This is a genomic window from Modicisalibacter sp. (genome assembly GCF_055145905.1).
Genome location: NZ_JBSREH010000005.1, coordinates 62,101 through 79,704, shown reverse-complemented (window position 1 = coordinate 79,704; position 17,604 = coordinate 62,101). Strand labels below are relative to the sequence as shown.

Below are 17,604 nucleotides of genomic sequence, written 5' to 3'. Positions count from 1 at the left end.
CCCGAAAAAAATTTCGGCGCCACGCCCCTCGCCCGAATCCGCCTGTCCACAGCCGCCTTCATGAACCGCCGACAACCGGGTGTGGATAAACTGAATAGACAAAAACGCCCGCCAGAAGGGGGGCGTCGGGGGAACATTTCCGGCGAGGAGCCGTACTCAATGCTCGACGTCGGTATTTACCCTGTCGGGGGCCGGCTGCCCCTTGAGCTTGCGCTTGGCAGCCATCAGCGGCCCGGAAGCCACGTAGCAGCCGAACAGCGCCAGCAGCATCACCGATGGCTCCAGCGAGATCACCACAAAGATCAGCACGATCGCCAGCAGCGCCACGAACGGCACCGGCCCCTTGAGGTCGATTTCCTTGAAGCTGTAGTAGCGAATATTGCTGACCATCAGCACGCCGGCGGCCACCACGATGAAGGTCATCAGCAGCTTGAAGGCGTAGGCTTCGATATCGAAGCTGTGGAACACCCAGACACATCCGGCCACCAGGGCCGCCGCCGATGGACTCGGCAGGCCGATGAACCACTTCTTGTCGGTGGAACCGAGCTGGACGTTGAAGCGTGCCAGGCGCAGGGCCGCGCCGGCCACATACACGAAGGCGGCGATCCAGCCGATCTTGCCGACATCCTGAAGAATCCACGAGAAGGCCACCACCGCGGGTGCCACGCCGAAGGAGAGCATGTCGGCCAGGCTGTCGTATTCCGCCCCGAAGGCACTCTGGGTGTTGGTCAGCCGCGCCACGCGGCCATCCAGGCCGTCGAGCACCATCGACACGAAGATGGCGATGGCCGCCGCGGCAAAGTCGCCGTTGATGGCCGCCACCACGGCGAAGAACCCCGAGAACAGCGCCGAGGTCGTGAACAGGTTGGGCAGCAGGTAGATGCCGCGGCGTCTGACCTTCTTGCCATTCTCGACGGTTTCCTCGACGACATCGGTTTCCCGGGCGAATTCGGAAAACTCGGACTCGGCCGAGGTCGGGGGCGTTGAAGCGTGCGTATCCTGTTGAGGCTCTTGGGTCATAAAGTCTCGTTCCGTTGCCAGCATCCGGCATGAGCGCGCATTCTACACCCTGCCGCCCCTAACGATAGGCTCACTCGCCCATCCACCGCCACCCGGAAACGCCAGAGGCGCGGATTTCCGCGCCTCTGGAGATGCTGCCTGTCGTTCGGAAACGCTCAGTTCTTGCTCTTGTCGACCAGCTGATTGGCGGCGATCCACGGCATCATGGCACGCAGCTTCTCGCCGACCTGCTCGATGGGATGCTCGGCGTTGAGACGCCGACGGGCATGCATCGACGGATAGTTGGTGTTGCCTTCCTGGATGAACATCTTGGCGTACTCGCCGCTCTGGATGCGCTTGAGCGCATTGCGCATCGCCGCACGCGACTCGTCGTTGATGACCTCCGGGCCGGTGACGTACTCGCCGTACTCGGCGTTGTTGGAGATCGAGTAGTTCATGTTGGCGATGCCGCCTTCGTACATCAGGTCGACGATCAGCTTGAGCTCGTGCAGGCACTCGAAGTAGGCCATTTCCGGGGCATAGCCGGCTTCGGTCAGGGTCTCGAACCCGGCCTTGACCAGCTCGACGGCGCCGCCGCAGAGCACGGTCTGCTCACCGAACAGGTCGGTCTCGGTCTCGTCGCGGAAGGTGGTCTCGATGATGCCGGTACGACCACCGCCGATCGCCGCGGCGTAGGACAGGGCGATTTCCTTGGCCTGGCCAGAGGCATTCTGCTCGACGGCGATCAGGTCGGGGATGCCGCCGCCACGGGTGAACTCGGAGCGCACGGTGTGACCCGGCGCCTTGGGCGCGATCATGATCACGTCCAGGTCGCTGCGCGGCACGATCTGGTTGTAATGGATGTTGAAGCCGTGGGCGAAGGCCAGCGTCGCGCCCTGCTTGAGGTTGGGCTCGATCTCGTTCTCGTAGATGGCCTTCTGGTTCTCGTCCGGCGCCAGCACCATGACGATGTCGGCCTCGCGGCTGGCGTCGGCCACGCTGGCCACCTTGAGGCCGGCACCCTCGGCCTTGGCCGCGGAGGAGGAGCCCTTGCGCAGGGCGACGGTCACGTCGACGCCGGACTCCTTCAGGTTGTTGGCGTGGGCATGGCCCTGGGAGCCGTAACCGACGATGGCCACCTTCTTGGCCTGAACGAGCGACAGGTCGCAATCTTTGTCGTAGTAAACGCGCATGGGGAAACTCCGTGATATCGAGCGAGTAAAGGATTGCGTCAGCGTTGATGGCCCGCCGTCTAGCGCGGCGTGGTGGACCGGTCGACCGCAGTGCGGGCGCCGCTCCTTGTGTCTGGAGACACGATACGGCAGGCACTGCGTTGCGTAAAACGCTATATTTGCAACATTTCAATTCACCAGGTGCAATACGCCATGGACCTGCGCCCCCTCAGGCACTTCCTCGCCCTGGCCGAGACCCTGCACTTCGGCCGCGCCAGCGACGCCTGCCACGTCAGCCCCTCGACGCTCAGCCGCACCATCGCCCAGCTCGAGGCCAGCCTCGGCGTGTCGCTGTTCGAGCGCGACAACCGTCGCGTGGCACTGACCCGCGAGGGCCGCCTCTTCCAGCAGTACGCCCGTGACACCCTGGAACAGTGGGCCCTGCTGCGCCAGACACTGATGGAGCAGAGCGGCGAACTGACCGGCGAGATCAGCATCTACTGCTCGGTCACCGCCAGCTACAGCTTCCTCTACGAGCTGCTCAGCGAGTTCCGCCTGCGCCACCCGCGCATCGAGCTCAAGCTGCACACCGGCGACCCGGCCGACGCCATCGGCCGGGTCATCGGCGGCGACGAGGACATGGCGATCACCGCCCGTCCCGAGGCGCTGCCCGGGTCGCTGGCCTTCAAGCCCATCGCCACCTCGCCGCTGGTGTTCATCGCCCCCAGCGAGCCCGCCGACTGGGTGCCCTCGCCGGACAGCCCGCCGGCGCAGTGGGCGACGACGCCGATGATCCTCTCCGAGTCGGGGCTGGCCCGGGATCGCACCGATGCCTGGTTTCGCCGCTTCGGCATCAAGCCGCGCATCTACGCCCAGGTCGCCGGCAACGAGGCGATCGTCAGCATGGTCGGGCTGGGCTTCGGCGTCGGCGTGGTGCCGCGGATCGTGCTCGACAACAGCCCGCTGGCCGATCGCGTGCGCATCCTCGATGTCACGCCGCGCCTGGCGCCCTACGACGTCGGCCTGTGCGTACTCGAGCGCAAGCTGCGCCATCCGCTGATTCACGCGCTCTGGCAGCAGATTCCCGACACCCCGGCAACAAAAAGCCGCCCCCGGAGGGACGGCTCGACGGCCCCCATCGCAGGCGACGCGCCTAGAGGCTGAGCACCTTGTCGCCCCGGGAGATTCCCGAGACGCCGGTGCGCGCCACTTCCAGCACGCCGATCGGGCTCATGGCCTGCAGGAAGGCGTCCAGCTTGGCGGCATCGCCGGTGATCTGCACGGTGTAGACGCTCGGCGTGACGTCGACGATCTGCGCGCGGAAGATGTCCACGGTACGCTTGACCTCGTCACGCTGCGCGCCCAGCGCCTTGACCTTGACCAGCATCAGCTCGCGCTCGACGTGATTGCCCTCGGTCAGATCGACCAGCTTGACCACGTCGATCAGCTTGTTGAGATGCTTGGTGATCTGCTCGATCACCCGGTCGTCGCCCACGGTGGTCACCGTCAGGCGCGACAGGGTGGCATCGTCGGTCGGCGCCACGTTCAGCGACTCGATGTTGAAGTTGCGCTGCGAGAACAGCCCCACCACGCGGGACAGGGCGCCGGGTTCGTTTTCCATCAGGATCGAGATGATATGGCGCATCAGGTCCGCTCCGTCTTCGAAAGCAGCATGTCACGCATGGAGCCCAGGGGCACCTGCATCGGGTAGACGTGCTCGCGCGGGTCGACGTAGACATCGAGGAACACCAGTTCGTCCTTGTCGGCGAACGCCCGCTCCAGCGCCGGCAGGAGGTCCTCCTCGCGTTCCACGCGAATCGCGGTGAAGCCGTAGGCCTCGATCAGCTTCTGGAAATCGGGCAGCGACTCCATGTAGGAGTGCGCGTGACGCGACTTGTAGTTCAGGTCCTGCCACTGGCGGACCATGCCCAGCGACTGGTTGTTGAGGTTGACGATCTTGACGCCGATGCCGTACTGCTTACAGGTCGACAGCTCCTGCATCATCATCTGGAAGCTGCCCTCGCCGGTGATGCAGACCACGTCATCGTCCGGGTAGTTCTGCTTGATGCCCATCGCCGCGGGGAAGCCGAAGCCCATGGTGCCCAGCCCGCCCGAGGTGATGAAGCGGTTGGGCTTGTCGAACTTGTAGTACTGCGCGGCGAACATCTGGTGCTGGCCGACATCGGTGGTGACGAACGCCTCGCCCCGGGTGGCCTCGCAGATCGCCTCGATCACCTGCTGCGGCTTGAGCGGCTCGCCAGGCGCGGCCGGTTCGTAGAGCTTGCCGCGGCGCTCGTCGCGCCAGCCGTCGATGCGCTCCCACCACTCGGTCAGCGCCTCGGGGTTGGCCGGCTCGCGCCCCTGGACCAGGCTGATCATCTCGCTGATCACGCTGCCCGCCGGGCCGACGATCGGCACGTCGGCGCGCACGGTCTTGGAGATCGAGCTGGGATCGATGTCGACGTGGACGATCTTGGCCGTGGGGCAGAACTTGGAGGTGTTGTTGGTCACCCGGTCATCGAAGCGCGCGCCGATGGCGACGATCAGGTCGGCATGGTGCATGGCCATGTTGGCCTCGTAGGAGCCGTGCATGCCCAGCCAGCCCAGCGACTGCCGGTCGCGCTGCGGATAGGCGCCGATGCCCATCAGGGTGGTGGTGATCGGATAGCCCAGCCGCTGCACCAGGTCGGTCAGCGCCTCGCTGGCATCGCCGGTGACCACGCCGCCGCCGGTATAGAACACCGGGCGCCGGGCCTTGAGCATCAGCTCCACGGCCTTCTTGATCTGGCCGGTGTGCCCGCGGGTGACCGGGTTGTAGGAGCGCAGCTTGACCTTCTTCGGATAGACGTACTCGTAGCGCTCGGTGGGCGCGGTCATGTCCTTGGGAATGTCCACCACCACCGGTCCCGGCCGCCCGGAGGCCGCCAGGTAGTAGGCCTTCTTGAGCACCGTCGGGATCTCCGTCGGGTGCTTGACGATGAAGCTGTGCTTCACGATCGGCCGGGTCACGCCGACGATGTCGGTTTCCTGGAAGGCATCCTCACCGATCAGGTGGCTGGCGACCTGCCCGCACAGCACCACCATGGGAATCGAGTCCATGTAGGCGGTGGCGATGCCGGTAACGGTGTTGGTCGCGCCGGGGCCGGAGGTCACCAGCACGGTGCCGGGCTTGCCGGACGCCCGCGCGTAGCCGTCGGCGGCGTGGGTCGCGGCCTGTTCATGGCGCACGAGGATGTGCTTGACGGCATCCTGACGGAACAGCGCATCGTAGATGTGCAGCGCTGCCCCTCCCGGATAGCCATAGATGTATTCAACGCCCTCATCCTTAAGGAAGCGGGCGATCATGTCGGCGCCGGAAAGCAATTCCACAGTGTATCTCCCCTGGAGGTCTCGAGTGCCTTGTCGCCACCCCGGCAAGGGTCGCGAAAGTCGAGTGCGGCGGTATGCCGCTGCCGGCCCGCGGCCGGCACCTGATGCCAAACCCTGGCGTTCTTCGGCCCGGATGGGGCCTGCACTCTGCACCGCGACGGATCGCCGCGTCGGGGGTTGGGCCAGGCAAGGCGGTTAACCCGTGCCCGGAAGTCCTTACAGGGCGAGTAGAGGCCGAAACGCCTACCCGTCACGCGGCGTTGGGGGATCGCCCGCTGAAGCCACGTCCCTTGCTCAGGAACCGTCAAGATTCCAATAGCCGGATAACCATGTCAACCACGGCGGCCTTTGCGGTGGCGGATTGCCCGGCCCGGAACATGAAAAGGCCCCGCCTTCCCGGGGGAAGACGGGGCCTCGGTGCGACGCGCCGAATGAATGCTTACTTGGCGAAGGCCAGGTGACCATCCTCGGTGGTGACACGAACGGTATCGCCCGGGACGAAATGCCCGGCCAGCAGCTCCTGGGCCAGCGGGTTCTCCAGCCGGCTCTGGATCGCCCGCTTGAGCGGCCGCGCCCCGAACACCGGGTCGAAGCCGACCACCGCCAGCTGGGCCATGGCGTCGTCGGAGACTTCCAGCCCGATGTCGCGTTCGGCGAGCCGGTCACGCAGCCGCTGCAGCTGGATCGCCGCGATCTGCTGGATCTGCTCCTGCCCCAGCGGGTGGAACACCACCACCTCGTCGATGCGGTTGATCAGCTCGGGCCGGAACTGCTGCCCGACCACCTCCATCACGGCGTCCTTCATCCGCGTGTAGGCGTCCTCGCCCTCGCCGGCCAGGCGCTGGATCAGGTCGGAGCCCATGTTGGATGTCATCACGATCACCGTGTTGCGGAAGTCCACGGTACGCCCCTGGCCATCGGTCAGCCGGCCATCCTCGAGCACCTGCAGGAGGATGTTGAAGACATCCGGGTGGGCCTTCTCGACCTCGTCGAGCAGCAGCACCGAATAGGGCTTGCGGCGCACCGCCTCGGTCAGGTAGCCACCCTCCTCGTAGCCGACATAGCCGGGAGGGGCACCGATCAGCCGCGCCACGGAGTGCTTCTCCATGAACTCGGACATGTCGATGCGCACCATCGCCTCCTCGGTGTCGAAGAGGAAGCTGGCCAGCGACTTGCACAGCTCGGTCTTGCCCACCCCAGTGGGGCCGAGGAACAGGAAGGAACCGTTGGGCCGGTGCGGGTCGGCGAGCCCGGCGCGCGAGCGGCGCACGGCGTCGGCGACCGCCTTGACCGCCTCGTCCTGGCCGATCACCCGCTCGTGCAGCGCGTCCTCCATGCGCAGCAGCTTGTCGCGCTCGCCCTCGAGCATCTTGGCCACCGGGATGCCGGTCCAGCGCGACACCACCTCGGCGATCTCCTCCTCGGTGACGTTGGAGCGCAGCAGCTGGTGGCTCGAGGTATCGCCCTCGGCCTCGCTGGACTCGGCGATCTTCTTCTCCAGCGACGGAATCACCCCGTACTGCAGCTCGGACATGCGGCCCAGGTCACCCTGGCGGCGCGCCGCCTCGAGATCGATGCGCGCCTGCTCCAACTCGGCCTTGAACTGCGCCGCGCCCTGGATGCTGGCCTTCTCGGCCTTCCACACCTCGTCGAGGTCGGCGTACTCGCGCTCCAGCTCGTCGATCTGGGCCTCGAGGTTCTCGAGCCGCTTGCGGGAGGCCTCGTCGGTCTCCTTCTTGAGCGCCTCGCGCTCCATCTTGAGCTGGATCAGCCGGCGGTCGAGACGGTCCATCTCCTCGGGCTTGGAGTCGAGCTCCATGCGGATCCGCGAGGCCGCCTCGTCGATCAGGTCGATCGCCTTGTCGGGCAGCTGGCGATCGGTGATGTAGCGCTGCGAGAGCTTGGCCGCGGCGATGATCGCGCCGTCGGTGATGTCCACCCCGTGGTGGACCTCGTAGCGCTCCTTGAGGCCGCGCAGGATGGCAACGGTGTCCTCCTCGCTGGGCTCGTCGACCAGCACCTTCTGGAAGCGGCGCTCCAGGGCGGCATCCTTCTCGATGTACTGGCGATACTCGTCGAGCGTGGTGGCGCCTACGCAGTGCAGCTCGCCGCGCGCCAGGGCGGGCTTGAGCATGTTGCCGGCGTCCATCGAGCCCTCGGCCTTGCCGGCGCCGACCATGGTATGCAGCTCGTCGATGAACAGGATCACCCGGCCCTCTTCCTTGGCGAGCTCGCTGAGCACCGCCTTGAGGCGCTCCTCGAAATCGCCGCGGAACTTGGCACCGGCCAGCAGCGCGCCCATGTCCAGCGACAGCACGCGCTTGTCCTTGAGCCCCTCGGGCACCTCGCCATTGACGATGCGCTGGGCCAGGCCCTCGACGATGGCGGTCTTGCCCACCCCGGGCTCGCCGATCAGCACCGGGTTGTTCTTGGTGCGCCGCTGCAGCACCTGGATGGTGCGGCGGATCTCGTCGTCGCGGCCGATCACCGGGTCGAGCTTGCCCTCGCCGGCACGCGCGGTGAGGTCGAGCGTGTACTTGTCGAGCGCCTCGCGGTTCTCCTCGGCACCGGCGTCGTCCACCGCCTGGCCGCCGCGCAGGCTGTCGATGGCCGCCACCAGTGCCTTCTTGTTCAGGCCAGCCTGGGTCAGCACCTTGGTGATGCGCTGATTCATCTCCAGCGCCGCGAGCAGCACCAGTTCGCTGGCGATGTACTGATCGCCGCGCGCCTGGGCCTCGCGGTCGGCGAGGTTGAACAGCCGCGCCAGATCCTGGCTCATGGTCACGTTGCCGTCGAACTGGCCGACGCTGGGCAGGTTGTCGAGGTATTCGGCCAGGCCGTCGCGCAGCTTGGCGACATCGCCACCGGCCTTCTGCACCAGGCCCTTGATGCCGCTGTCGCCGGCGTCGAGCAGCGCGGCCAGCACATGCCCGGGGTCGAGCTGGTTGTGGCTGCGTCCCACCGCCAGGGACTGGGCCTCGGCCAGGGCGTTCTGCAGCTTGCTGGTCATGCGGTCGATTCGCATCGAAAATCCTCCATTGGGGGCAATGGCGCGGTCGGACGCGCCACGCGGCCCTTGTCCGTGTTGACACTATCAATGGAGGTATGCTGGGCGAGTTTCAAGTCACCGGCATGGCGATGCACGGCGGGCTTGATGCGGATCAAGCCCGGACGGGATTCAGCGCAGCCAGATCACGCTGGCCATGCGACCGGTGACGCCGTCATCGCGGCGGTGGGAGTAGAAGCGCGATTCGCAGGCGGTGCAGAAGTGGCCGCCGCTGACCTGCGCGAGCCCCAAGCGCTCGAGGCGCAGCCGGGCGAGTTTGTAGAGGTCCGCCATGTAGTGGCCGAGCCGATAGGGGCTGGGCTCGAAGGCCTCCTCGGCCTCGGCCTGGAACGCCACGAAGGCGTCCCGGACCTCGTGGCCCACCTCGAACTGGGCATTGGAGATGGCCGGCCCCAGCCAAGCCATCAGCTCCGTGGGCGCAATGCCCAGCGCTGCCACGCTGGCTTCCAGCACGCCGCCGGCCAGCCCGCGCCACCCGGCGTGCGCCACGCCGACGCGGGTACCGCGCCGATCGCAGAAGAACACCGGCAGGCAGTCGGCGGTCAGCACCACGCAGGCATGGCCCGCGTCACCGGCGACCGCCGCATCGGCACGCGGTGCTCGCTCGGCATACGCAGGCCGATAATCCTGGACGACATTGGCGCCATGCACCTGGTCGAGCCACAGCAGCGCCCGCGCGTCGCCGATCTCCTCGGCCAGCAGCTCGCGGCAGCGCTGCACGTCCCGCGGATCGTCGCCGACATGCAGCGCCGGATTGAAGGCCGCGAACGGCCCGCGGCTGGGCCCGGTCTCGCGGGTGGTGACGAAGGCGCCGACAGTGGCCGGCGCCGGCCAGTCCGGCAGCAGCAGGGTCGGACGCTCGCTCATGAACTCTCCTCCTGGTCGGCCCGCAGGCCATCCAGCAACAGCCACAGATCGTCCGGCAGCTCGGCCCGCAGGGTCAGCGTCTCGCCGCTGTCGGGGTGAATGAAGGCCAGCTTGCGGGCATGCAGGGCCTGGCGCGGGAAATGGCGCAGCAGCTCCTTGAGCGACTCGCCGGCCCCCGCGGGCAGCTTGAGCCGCCCACCATAAAGCGCGTCCCCCACCAGCGGAAAGCGCTGATGGGCCAGGTGCACGCGAATCTGGTGGGTGCGCCCGGTTTCCAGCTTGCAGCGCACATGGGTATGCCCGCGGAAACGCTCCACCACCCGATAATGCGTCACCGCCGGCTTGCCGGAGACATGGACCGCCTGGCGCTTGCGATCCCGCGGGTGGCGGCCGATGGGGGCATCGACCGTGCCCCCGGCGGTCATCACCCCGGTCACCACCGCATCGTACTCCCGTGACACCGTGCGCGCCTGGAGCTGCTCGACCAGCGACGTCTGGGCGGCCAGCGTCTTGGCCACCACCATCAGCCCGGTGGTGTCCTTGTCCAGACGGTGCACGATACCCGCCCGGGGGATGGCGGCCAGTGCCGGGCGATGATGCAGCAGGGCGTTGAGCAGCGTGCCGTCGGGATTGCCCGCGGCCGGATGCACCACCAGCCCGGCGGGCTTGTTGACCACCAGCACCGACGCGTCCTCGTGGACGATGTCCAGCTCGATGGCCTGGGGCGTCCAGCGCACCTCGTCCTCGAGCACCGTCTCCAGCACCAGCCGCTCGCCGCCGGCCACCTTGTCCTTGGGCCGGGCCCTGGCGCCGTCGACGGTCAGCTCGCCGCGCTTGATCCAGCTCTTGAGCCGCTCGCGGGAATAATCGGGCAGCAGCTCGGCGGCGGCCTGGTCCAGGCGCAGGCCAACCATCGTCTCGGGAATACGCGCGTCGCGGTGCAGAGTCTCTGACATAGCTTGCCGAATGCCTGTAGCGGGAGTGGATGTGGGGTTTTCCCGGCAAGGCCTGTCCCCGCCGGTAGCGTGTGCTTTATAGTGGGGTGCTTTGACTGGTGACCGAGTTCGACCGATTCTACCACGGCCCCAGACGATTGCCCGAGACGAGGATGACGATGCGTGTTGCTTCCCTGGCCGCCCTGGCCCTGACTGCCACCCTGCTGGCCGGCTGCGCCAGTACCGAGGTATCCCCCGAGCTGCAGGAAAAGGAGCTCTACCAGAAGGCCCAGTCGTCGCTCGACACCCATCATTACAACGACGCCGTCAAGCAGCTCGAGGCGCTGGACACCCGCTATCCGTTCGGCCGCTACGCCGAGCAGGCCCAGCTCGAGCTGATCTACGCCTACTACAAGGTCACCAACTGGGAAGCCGCCCGGGCCGCCGCCAGCCGTTTCATCCGCCTGCATCCGGATCATCCCCAGGTCGACTACGCCTACTACCTGCGCGGCCTGGCCGCCTACGAGGCCGGGCGCTTCAGTCTCGAGAGCCTGGAGATGATCGACATCTCCAAGCGTGACCTCGGCGCCACGCGCGACGCCTACGTCGACTTCAGCGAACTGGCCCGTCGCTTTCCCGACAGCCCCTACGCCGCCGACGCCCGCCAGCGAGTGATCTACCTGCGCAACGTGCTGGCGCGCCACGAGCTGCAGGTGGCCGACTTCTACCTGCGCAAGGGCGCCTACGTGGCCGCCGTGGAGCGCGGCAAGTGGGTACTCGAGCACTATCCGCGCACGCCGGCCACCCGCGACGCCCTGGCCACCATGGTGGAGGGCTACCTGGGGCTCGACATGCGCGACCGCGCCCGCGAGGTGCTCAAGACGCTGATCGACAACGACCCGAACAACGACCGCCTCGACGGCACCACCTTCGAACCGAAGTACGTCGACGCCGAGCCGCTGACGCTGTAATGCCCCTCCGGGGGGGGGCGGTAAGTGATAAGCGGTAAGCTGGAAGAAAAATCAAACACCACGCTGTCTTGGCAGATAGCAATTCTTCCAGCTTCCAGGCGCGTAGCGCCGCTCTTGCAGCTTATGGCTCCCCGGCGACAGCCGGGGTCATTCCCCGGGCTGCCAGCGGTTGACGATGGGATAGCGCCGGTCGCGGCCGAAGCCGCGCGAGGTCACCCGCACACCGACCGGCGCCTGGCGGCGCTTGTACTCGTTGCGATCGACCAGCTTGACTACCTTATAGACGGCCTCGCGGTCGAAGCCGGCGTCGATGATCGCCTCGGCACTCATGTCGCCCTCGATGTAGCGCTCGAGAATCGCGTCCAGCACGTCGTAGCCGGGCAGCGAGTCGCTGTCCTGCTGGTCCGGCGCCAGCTCGGCGGAGGGCGGACGGGTGATGACCCGCTCGGGGATCACCGGCTCCTGCGCGTTGCGCCACGTCGCGAGGCGATAGACCCAGGTCTTGTAGACATCCTTGAGCGCGTTGTAGCCGCCGACCATGTCGCCGTAGAGCGTGGCGTAGCCCACCGCCATCTCGCTCTTGTTGCCGGTGGTCAGCACCATCAGGCCCTTCTTGTTGGAGATCGCCATCAGCAGCACGCCGCGACAGCGTGACTGCAGATTCTCCTCGGTGGTGTCCTGCGGGGCGCCGGCGAAGCTCTGCGCCAGCGTCTCGTCGGCCGCCTCGACCATCGACACGATCGGCAGCACCTCGTAGTGCACGCCCAGCCGCCGGGCCTGCTCGGCGGCGTCCTCGCGGGAGATGTCGGCGGTGTAGTGATAGGGCATCATCACCGCCTGGACCCGGTCCGGGCCCAGCGCATCCACCGCGATGGCCAGCGACAGCGCCGAGTCGATGCCGCCCGACAGGCCCAGTACCACACCCTTGAAGCCGCTCTTGTTGACGTAGTCGCGCACCCCGGTGACCAGCGCGCAGTAGAGGCTCTCCTCGGCATCGAGCAGCGGCTCGATCTCGCCCGCCTCCGGCCGCCAGCCCTGTGCCTCGCCGAGAAAGCGCACCGGCATCAGGCCGGCCTGCCAGTGCGGGGCACGCACCTGCAGCTCGCCGGCGGCATCGACCACCAGCGAGCCGCCATCGAAGACCAGCTCGTCCTGACCGCCGACCTGGTTGGCGTACACCACCGGGCGCTGCACCTCGCGGGCCCGGTCGGCGAACAGCGACAGCCGCTCGGCCGGCTTGTCGCGGTGATAGGGCGAGGCGTTCAGGGTCACCAGGATGTCGGCGCCGGCATCCCGGGCACGCCGGACCGGCGCGCCGTCCCACAGGTCCTCGCAGATCAGGATCCCCAGGCGAGCCCCGCCATGCTCGATCACCAGCGGCGCATCGCCGGGCGTGAAGTAGCGGTGCTCGTCGAACACCAGGTAGTTGGGCAGCGACTGCTTGGCATACTCGCCCAGCCACTCGCCGTTGTAGAGCACGCCGGCCAGATTGAAGTAGCCATCCTCGCGTCGGCCGGGATAGCCGATGATCACCATCACGTCGCGGGCGACCTTCTCGGCCATGCGCTCCCGGGCCGCCGCCAGCCGCGTCTCCATCGAGGGACGCAGCAGCAGGTCCTCGGGCGGGTAGCCGGTCAGGAACAGCTCGGGAAAGACCACCACATCCGCCTTGTGCTCGATGCGGGCCTCGCGCACCGCCTCGATGGCCCGATCGGCGTTACCGGGTATATCGCCCACCAACGGGTCCAGCTGGGCCATTACCAGGGTCAAGTCTTGCATGGCTGGGTCATTCCTCGAATCACGGTCATGGACGGACGGGGCAGGCTGCCCGATAGGCAGGCGCAGTCGCTTCCCTTACACTACCCCATTGACGCCATTGTCCCGCATGGATCGCCGCCTGCAAAGCACCGGCCCATCCGGCGGGGGAGCCACGGGATGAACCTCTTGATCATACGCCTGATCATCTTCGCGGTCCTGTTCTGGGCCGGCCTCAAGCTCTATCGCCTGTACCGCCAGTGGCGGCTCGACCAGGACGACGCCAGCCGGCCGCGCACCATCGACGACGGCCGCATGGTGCGCTGCGCCTACTGCCGGGTGCACCTGCCCGAGTCCGACGCCATCCGCCGCGATGCCCTGTGGTTCTGCAACGAGTCCCACCACGCGCGCTTCCTCGAGGAGCAGCAGCCCAAGGGTTGAGCGCCAAGCGGCTCAGCCCAGCCGGTAAGGAGCGGGGTCGACGATCGGCTCCCGCCCCAGCAGCTCGTCCACCAGCAGGTGGGTCGACGCCGGCGCCAGCACCAGACCGTTGCGGAAATGGCCGGCGTTGACGTAGAGGTTGGCGAGCCCCGGCACCGCACCGATCATCGGCACCCCGTCCGGCGAGCCGGGACGCAGCCCCGCCCAGTGGTGCTCGACCTCGCAGTCGGCCAGCGCCGGAATGATGCGGATCGCGCTGTCCCGCAGCGAGGCGCGCGCCGACTCGCTGGTCGAGGTATCGAAACCGGCTTCCTCGAGGGTCGAGCCGGCCAGCACCCGCCCGTCGCCCCGCGGGATCACGTAGCGCCCGTCGAGCAGCACCACCCGCTCCACCAACCCCGGCGGCGCCCTGAACAGGATCATCTGCCCCTTCACCGGCCGCACCGGCAGCTCGACGCCCGCACTCGCCAGCAGGCCGGCGCTCCACGCCCCGCCGCAGACGATGACCCGCTCGGCCGACCAGCGCCCCTGCTCGCTGTCCACCCCCGTGACCCGCCCGTCGGCGACGCGCAGCCCGGTGACGGTCACGTCCTCCTCGAGCGTCACCCGCGGCATGGCCGCCAGCCGCGCCCGCAGCGCCTGGCCCAGCCGCGGGTTGCGGATGCTGCCGAGGGTCGGCATCCACAGCGCATCGCCAAAGCCCGGCGCCGCCTGCGGCTCCTTGCGATACAGGAAGTCGGCGTCAACCCGCTCCAGCGGCTTGCCCACCTCGCGCGCCCAGTCCATCGCCCGCGCCTCGTCTTCGACGCCCAGGTACAGCAGCCCCTTCTGGCGATACTCGGGATCGATGCCGGTCTCCTCCAGCAGCCGCAGCGCCAGCTCCGGATAGAAGCCTTCCGACCAGCGCGACAGCGCCGAGATCGGCCGGGTATAGCGCCAGGGATAGAGCGGCGAGACGATGCCGCCGCCCGCCCAGGAGGCCTCGCGGCCGCACCGGCCGCGCTCGAGCACGGTCACCCCATGGCCGGCATCGGCCAGCTGCAGCGCCGTCATCATGCCGATGACACCGCCGCCGACGATCAGGAATTCATTCACGATGAGACTCTTCGGTTCGTTGGCCAGGCCGACAATCTACCATGCGCGCCCGCCACCGGCAGTGCGACTCACCAGCACGCCGCCCCACTCTCGGCCCCGCGACGCCCGGCGCTGTCCAGGGTCAGCTCGCCGCAGGCATCCTGGCGCTGCGCGCCGAGCGGCCGCGCCGCCAGCACGAAGCGGCTGTCATCCGCCTGGCGCAGCGAGAAGGCATAGTCGTCGCTCTCGGTCAGCTCAGGCGGCAACGCCTCGACGGCATAGCTGTCCTCGCTGGCGTACTGACGCTCCATCCAGTAGGCGAGCCGCATCAGGGTGGCCCGAGCGTCGTCACGCCGGGCCTCGCGCAGATGCTGCGTGTAGGCCGGCACGGCAACCGCGGCGAGTATGCCGGCGATCGCTACGACGATGACCAGCTCAACCAGGGTGAAACCGCGGGCTCGATCCATGATGACAGTCCTCCTCGGGGTGGCAGTAAGTAGTCAGCGCCGGGCGGCCCGCCAGGCTTCGTCAACGAGCGCGGGGGGCGTATCGGACGACGTGGCGGCAAGCCGGGCCGAAGGCGCTTCCGTCTTCGCCGGCAGCGGCATGACGACCCGACGCTGGAGCGTGCTTTGCGTGGTCTCGCGCCGCCCCCAGGCATGCGCGACGATCACGAACGTGGCCCGGCAGGCGGCATCCGGATCGGGACACTCGCTGCCCCGGTAGTCGATGACCAGCCGCGGCGGCTCGACCAGTGCCGGTAGTGGCGGGGCCCCGCTGACGCCGTAGCCGATGCTGCGCTTACGCCACTGGGCATCACTCCAGGTCGCCGGCGACGTCGGAGGCTGACGGCAGCGCCCCTCGGGGCAGGCCGGTGCGTAGCGGGTCGGATCGAAGGGCTCATGGCGCAGCAGCCATTCGCCCTCGAGCAGCGCCGACGACGCCGCCTGAAAGGCGGCCTGGCGGTCCAGCTCGCTATGGGCCATCCGCGCCTGAAGCGATGCCCCCTGCAACGCGCTGACGCCCAGCAGCGACATCGCCAGCAGCAGGATCAGGGCGATGAGCAGCGTCATTCCCCGCTGGCGCCGGCCGCTCATGCGCCCGTCTCCGAGGGCACGTTGCGCAGGCGGATGGTGGTGGCATAGACGCGCCGCAGGCGCCGATCCGGCGCGGTCACGGTTCGGCCATCGAAGGTATAGGTTTGCGGGGCATCTAGCAGCCCGGCCTGCCGCGAAACCAGCAGCAGCTCGACGCGCACGCCGGTCACCGCGGCCCAGTCACCCACCCCGACAGCGCGATGCCAGCGCCCTGCCGCAAAGTAGCGCACGGCCATCGCCGCCACATGGTGTTCCAGCGGCTGCGGCGAGTGATTGTCCACCGCACAGCGCAGCCCCGGCTCGTCGCCCACCGTGAACCGTGTAAGCACCGGCGCATCGCGATCGAGCCAGCCGCCCAGGCAGTTCTGCAGGGGCGCTCGCGCACTGCCGTGATAACGCACGCGCAACGTGTGGTCATTGCCGGCGACACTGGCCGAGGCCGCGAAGCCGTTTCCCGCCGGGAAGGCATCCGGCGCGGTTCGCGGCGCATACCCGGCCTTGCGCAACTCGCGATCGATCACGTCCAGCGCGAAGCGACCGTCCTCCTGCATCCGCGACAGGGACGCCTGCAGCCGATATATCCCCTGATACTCGATGAACAGCCGGGTCATCCCGGCCATCACCATCAACCCGATGGCCAGCGCCACCATCAGCTCGATCAGGGTGACACCCCGCTGCCGACCGCCGACGCCCGGCTCACAGCCGGGTCGACAGGCTGATATGCGACTGTCGTGATTCGCTTCCCGCATCGCCACGCTCCCGCCACTGCACCTCCACCCGGGCGGTGGCCAGCGTGGTATCGCCGGTCACCGTCACGCAGCCCTTGCCATCCGGCAGGGTATCCGCCACCACACGCCGCCAGGCCCGCAACCCCGAGCCCCCACCACCCCCGCTGTCACAGCTGCTGTCGAACGCCCCGGCCAGGGCGTCCCGACGGTTGAGGCGCAGGCGTTCGAGCATGTTGGCGGCATGACGCACGGCCAGCGCCTCCGCCTCGGCCCGGCGCTGGGCATGCAGGGCATGAATCTGCGTGGTCGCCAGCCCCAGCAGGCCGAACGCCAGAATGAAGAGCGTGACCAGCACCTCGATCAGGCTGAAACCCCGGGCGCGTCCGGCAGGCACCGGCCCCACCCCTACGGCATCGGGCATCGTATTCATCGGCAAGCGGCCTTGTGGTTGTTGTCATCATTTCTTATAAATAAAAATACAATATTAAGAAAAGTGCAAATTCCCCATGCATTGCTCGACACGACGCCACATGCAGGGCATCACCCTGATCGAACTGCTGGTGGTACTGGCGATTCTGGTGATCTGGGCCGGTATCGGCGGACCAGCCATGGGGCGGCTGTTGCAGACGCAGCGGCTGCAGGCGGCCAGCCAGACGCTCTATCAGGCCCTGCATTATGCGCGCAGCGAAGCCGTGCGCCGCGGCATGCCGGTGCTGGTGGAAAGCCGTCAGCCACGGGACTGGAACGCCGGCTGGCGGATCTATGTGGACCGCAACGGTGATGGCGATCGTTCGTCCGATGAGCCCATCCTGCGCGTGGAGCCCAAGCCGCCCGGCGACGTGGATGTTATCGCCAACCGGCCGGTGGCCAGGCAGGTGCGCTATGCGCCCAACGGTTACTCGATGCGGGCGAGCGGGGCCTTTCAGATCGGCAGCTTCTATCTCTGCCCGCCGGGGCGAAAAGGCGATGCAAGGCGGCTGGTGCTGAGCCGGGGCGGGCGATTGCGCATCGAGCGGATCGGAGCCGATGAGGGGAAATGCTCAGACGAATAGTCGCTTTTCAGGACTTATTCCATGAGCAGTGGCAGTAAAATACTAAAACTTAAAAAATAATCTACACCTATGCTCCC

Annotated in this window: 17 protein-coding genes; 4 read left to right on the top strand and 13 right to left on the bottom strand. The window is 67.6% G+C overall.

Going from position 1 to position 17,604, the window contains the following annotated elements; translation table 11 throughout:
- Positions 1–156: 156 nt before the first annotated feature.
- Positions 157–1,020, bottom strand: a complete 864-nt coding sequence (gene pssA / locus ACTCB7_RS04085; RefSeq protein ID WP_463005650.1) for a CDP-diacylglycerol--serine O-phosphatidyltransferase — start codon at positions 1,018–1,020, stop codon at positions 157–159.
- 155 nt (positions 1,021–1,175) lie between these two features.
- Positions 1,176–2,192: a ketol-acid reductoisomerase gene (ilvC, locus tag ACTCB7_RS04080; RefSeq protein ID WP_163650606.1), complete on the bottom strand. Its 1,017-nt coding sequence runs from the start codon at positions 2,190–2,192 to the stop codon at positions 1,176–1,178.
- Between the two features lie 192 nt (positions 2,193–2,384).
- Here ilvC and ilvY point away from each other — a divergent pair, with 192 nt between their 5' ends.
- Complete coding sequence (ilvY, locus tag ACTCB7_RS04075; RefSeq protein ID WP_463005649.1) at positions 2,385–3,335, top strand: HTH-type transcriptional activator IlvY; 951 nt, start codon at positions 2,385–2,387, stop codon at positions 3,333–3,335.
- Here ilvY and ilvN read toward each other — a convergent pair.
- The 5 genes from ilvN to rluD all read right to left on the bottom strand — a co-directional run bounded on the left by ilvN (position 3,325) and on the right by rluD (position 10,430).
- A complete protein-coding gene (ilvN, locus tag ACTCB7_RS04070; protein WP_163650604.1) occupies positions 3,325–3,816 on the bottom strand; it encodes an acetolactate synthase small subunit in 492 nt (163 codons plus the stop codon). The two genes, ilvY and ilvN, sit on opposite strands and share 11 nt — an antisense overlap.
- Positions 3,816–5,540: an acetolactate synthase 3 large subunit gene (locus tag ACTCB7_RS04065; RefSeq protein WP_463005648.1), complete on the bottom strand. Its 1,725-nt coding sequence runs from the start codon at positions 5,538–5,540 to the stop codon at positions 3,816–3,818. The genes ilvN and ACTCB7_RS04065 overlap by 1 nt, the downstream gene beginning before the upstream one ends.
- Positions 5,541–5,979: 439 nt before the next feature.
- A complete protein-coding gene (gene clpB / locus ACTCB7_RS04060) occupies positions 5,980–8,565 on the bottom strand; it encodes an ATP-dependent chaperone ClpB (protein WP_163650602.1) in 2,586 nt (861 codons plus the stop codon).
- A 153-nt stretch (positions 8,566–8,718) separates the two neighbouring features.
- The gene (gene pgeF, locus ACTCB7_RS04055; RefSeq protein WP_224416400.1) at positions 8,719–9,474 is read right to left on the bottom strand and encodes a peptidoglycan editing factor PgeF; all 756 of its coding nucleotides are present in this window, start codon (positions 9,472–9,474) and stop codon (positions 8,719–8,721) included.
- Positions 9,471–10,430 (bottom strand): 23S rRNA pseudouridine(1911/1915/1917) synthase RluD, encoded by a 960-nt coding sequence (rluD, locus tag ACTCB7_RS04050; protein ID WP_463005647.1) that lies wholly within the window; start codon positions 10,428–10,430, stop codon positions 9,471–9,473. The genes pgeF and rluD overlap by 4 nt, the downstream gene beginning before the upstream one ends.
- Before the next feature lie 158 nt (positions 10,431–10,588).
- On the opposite strand from rluD, the gene ACTCB7_RS04045 reads away from it, so the two are divergent.
- Positions 10,589–11,380 (top strand): outer membrane protein assembly factor BamD, encoded by a 792-nt coding sequence (locus tag ACTCB7_RS04045; protein WP_224416398.1) that lies wholly within the window; start codon positions 10,589–10,591, stop codon positions 11,378–11,380.
- Positions 11,381–11,527: 147 nt separating this feature from the next.
- On the opposite strand, the gene ACTCB7_RS04040 is transcribed toward ACTCB7_RS04045, so the two are convergent.
- Complete coding sequence (locus ACTCB7_RS04040; RefSeq protein ID WP_224416397.1) at positions 11,528–13,159, bottom strand: NAD+ synthase; 1,632 nt, start codon at positions 13,157–13,159, stop codon at positions 11,528–11,530.
- Between the two features lie 156 nt (positions 13,160–13,315).
- Here ACTCB7_RS04040 and ACTCB7_RS04035 point away from each other — a divergent pair, with 156 nt between their 5' ends.
- Positions 13,316–13,576, top strand: a complete 261-nt coding sequence (locus tag ACTCB7_RS04035) for a PP0621 family protein (protein ID WP_163650597.1) — start codon at positions 13,316–13,318, stop codon at positions 13,574–13,576.
- Positions 13,577–13,588: 12 nt separating this feature from the next.
- Here the strand turns inward: ACTCB7_RS04035 and thiO are convergent, their stop codons facing one another.
- The 5 genes from thiO to pilV form a co-directional block, all read right to left on the bottom strand.
- The gene (gene thiO / locus ACTCB7_RS04030; RefSeq protein ID WP_463005646.1) at positions 13,589–14,671 is read right to left on the bottom strand and encodes a glycine oxidase ThiO; all 1,083 of its coding nucleotides are present in this window, start codon (positions 14,669–14,671) and stop codon (positions 13,589–13,591) included.
- A 68-nt stretch (positions 14,672–14,739) separates the two neighbouring features.
- Positions 14,740–15,117 (bottom strand): type IV pilin protein, encoded by a 378-nt coding sequence (locus tag ACTCB7_RS04025; protein ID WP_463005645.1) that lies wholly within the window; start codon positions 15,115–15,117, stop codon positions 14,740–14,742.
- Positions 15,118–15,150: 33 nt separating this feature from the next.
- Complete coding sequence (locus ACTCB7_RS04020) at positions 15,151–15,747, bottom strand: pilus assembly PilX family protein (protein WP_463005644.1); 597 nt, start codon at positions 15,745–15,747, stop codon at positions 15,151–15,153.
- Positions 15,744–16,496, bottom strand: a complete 753-nt coding sequence (locus tag ACTCB7_RS04015) for a PilW family protein (protein ID WP_463005643.1) — start codon at positions 16,494–16,496, stop codon at positions 15,744–15,746. The genes ACTCB7_RS04020 and ACTCB7_RS04015 overlap by 4 nt, the downstream gene beginning before the upstream one ends.
- Positions 16,444–16,896: a type IV pilus modification protein PilV gene (gene pilV, locus ACTCB7_RS04010; RefSeq protein ID WP_224416391.1), complete on the bottom strand. Its 453-nt coding sequence runs from the start codon at positions 16,894–16,896 to the stop codon at positions 16,444–16,446. Before pilV ends, ACTCB7_RS04015 begins: the two co-directional genes overlap by 53 nt.
- Positions 16,897–17,005: 109 nt before the next feature.
- Here pilV and ACTCB7_RS04005 point away from each other — a divergent pair, with 109 nt between their 5' ends.
- The gene (locus ACTCB7_RS04005; RefSeq protein ID WP_463005642.1) at positions 17,006–17,527 is read left to right on the top strand and encodes a GspH/FimT family pseudopilin; all 522 of its coding nucleotides are present in this window, start codon (positions 17,006–17,008) and stop codon (positions 17,525–17,527) included.
- The last annotated feature ends 77 nt before the right edge of the window (positions 17,528–17,604 follow it).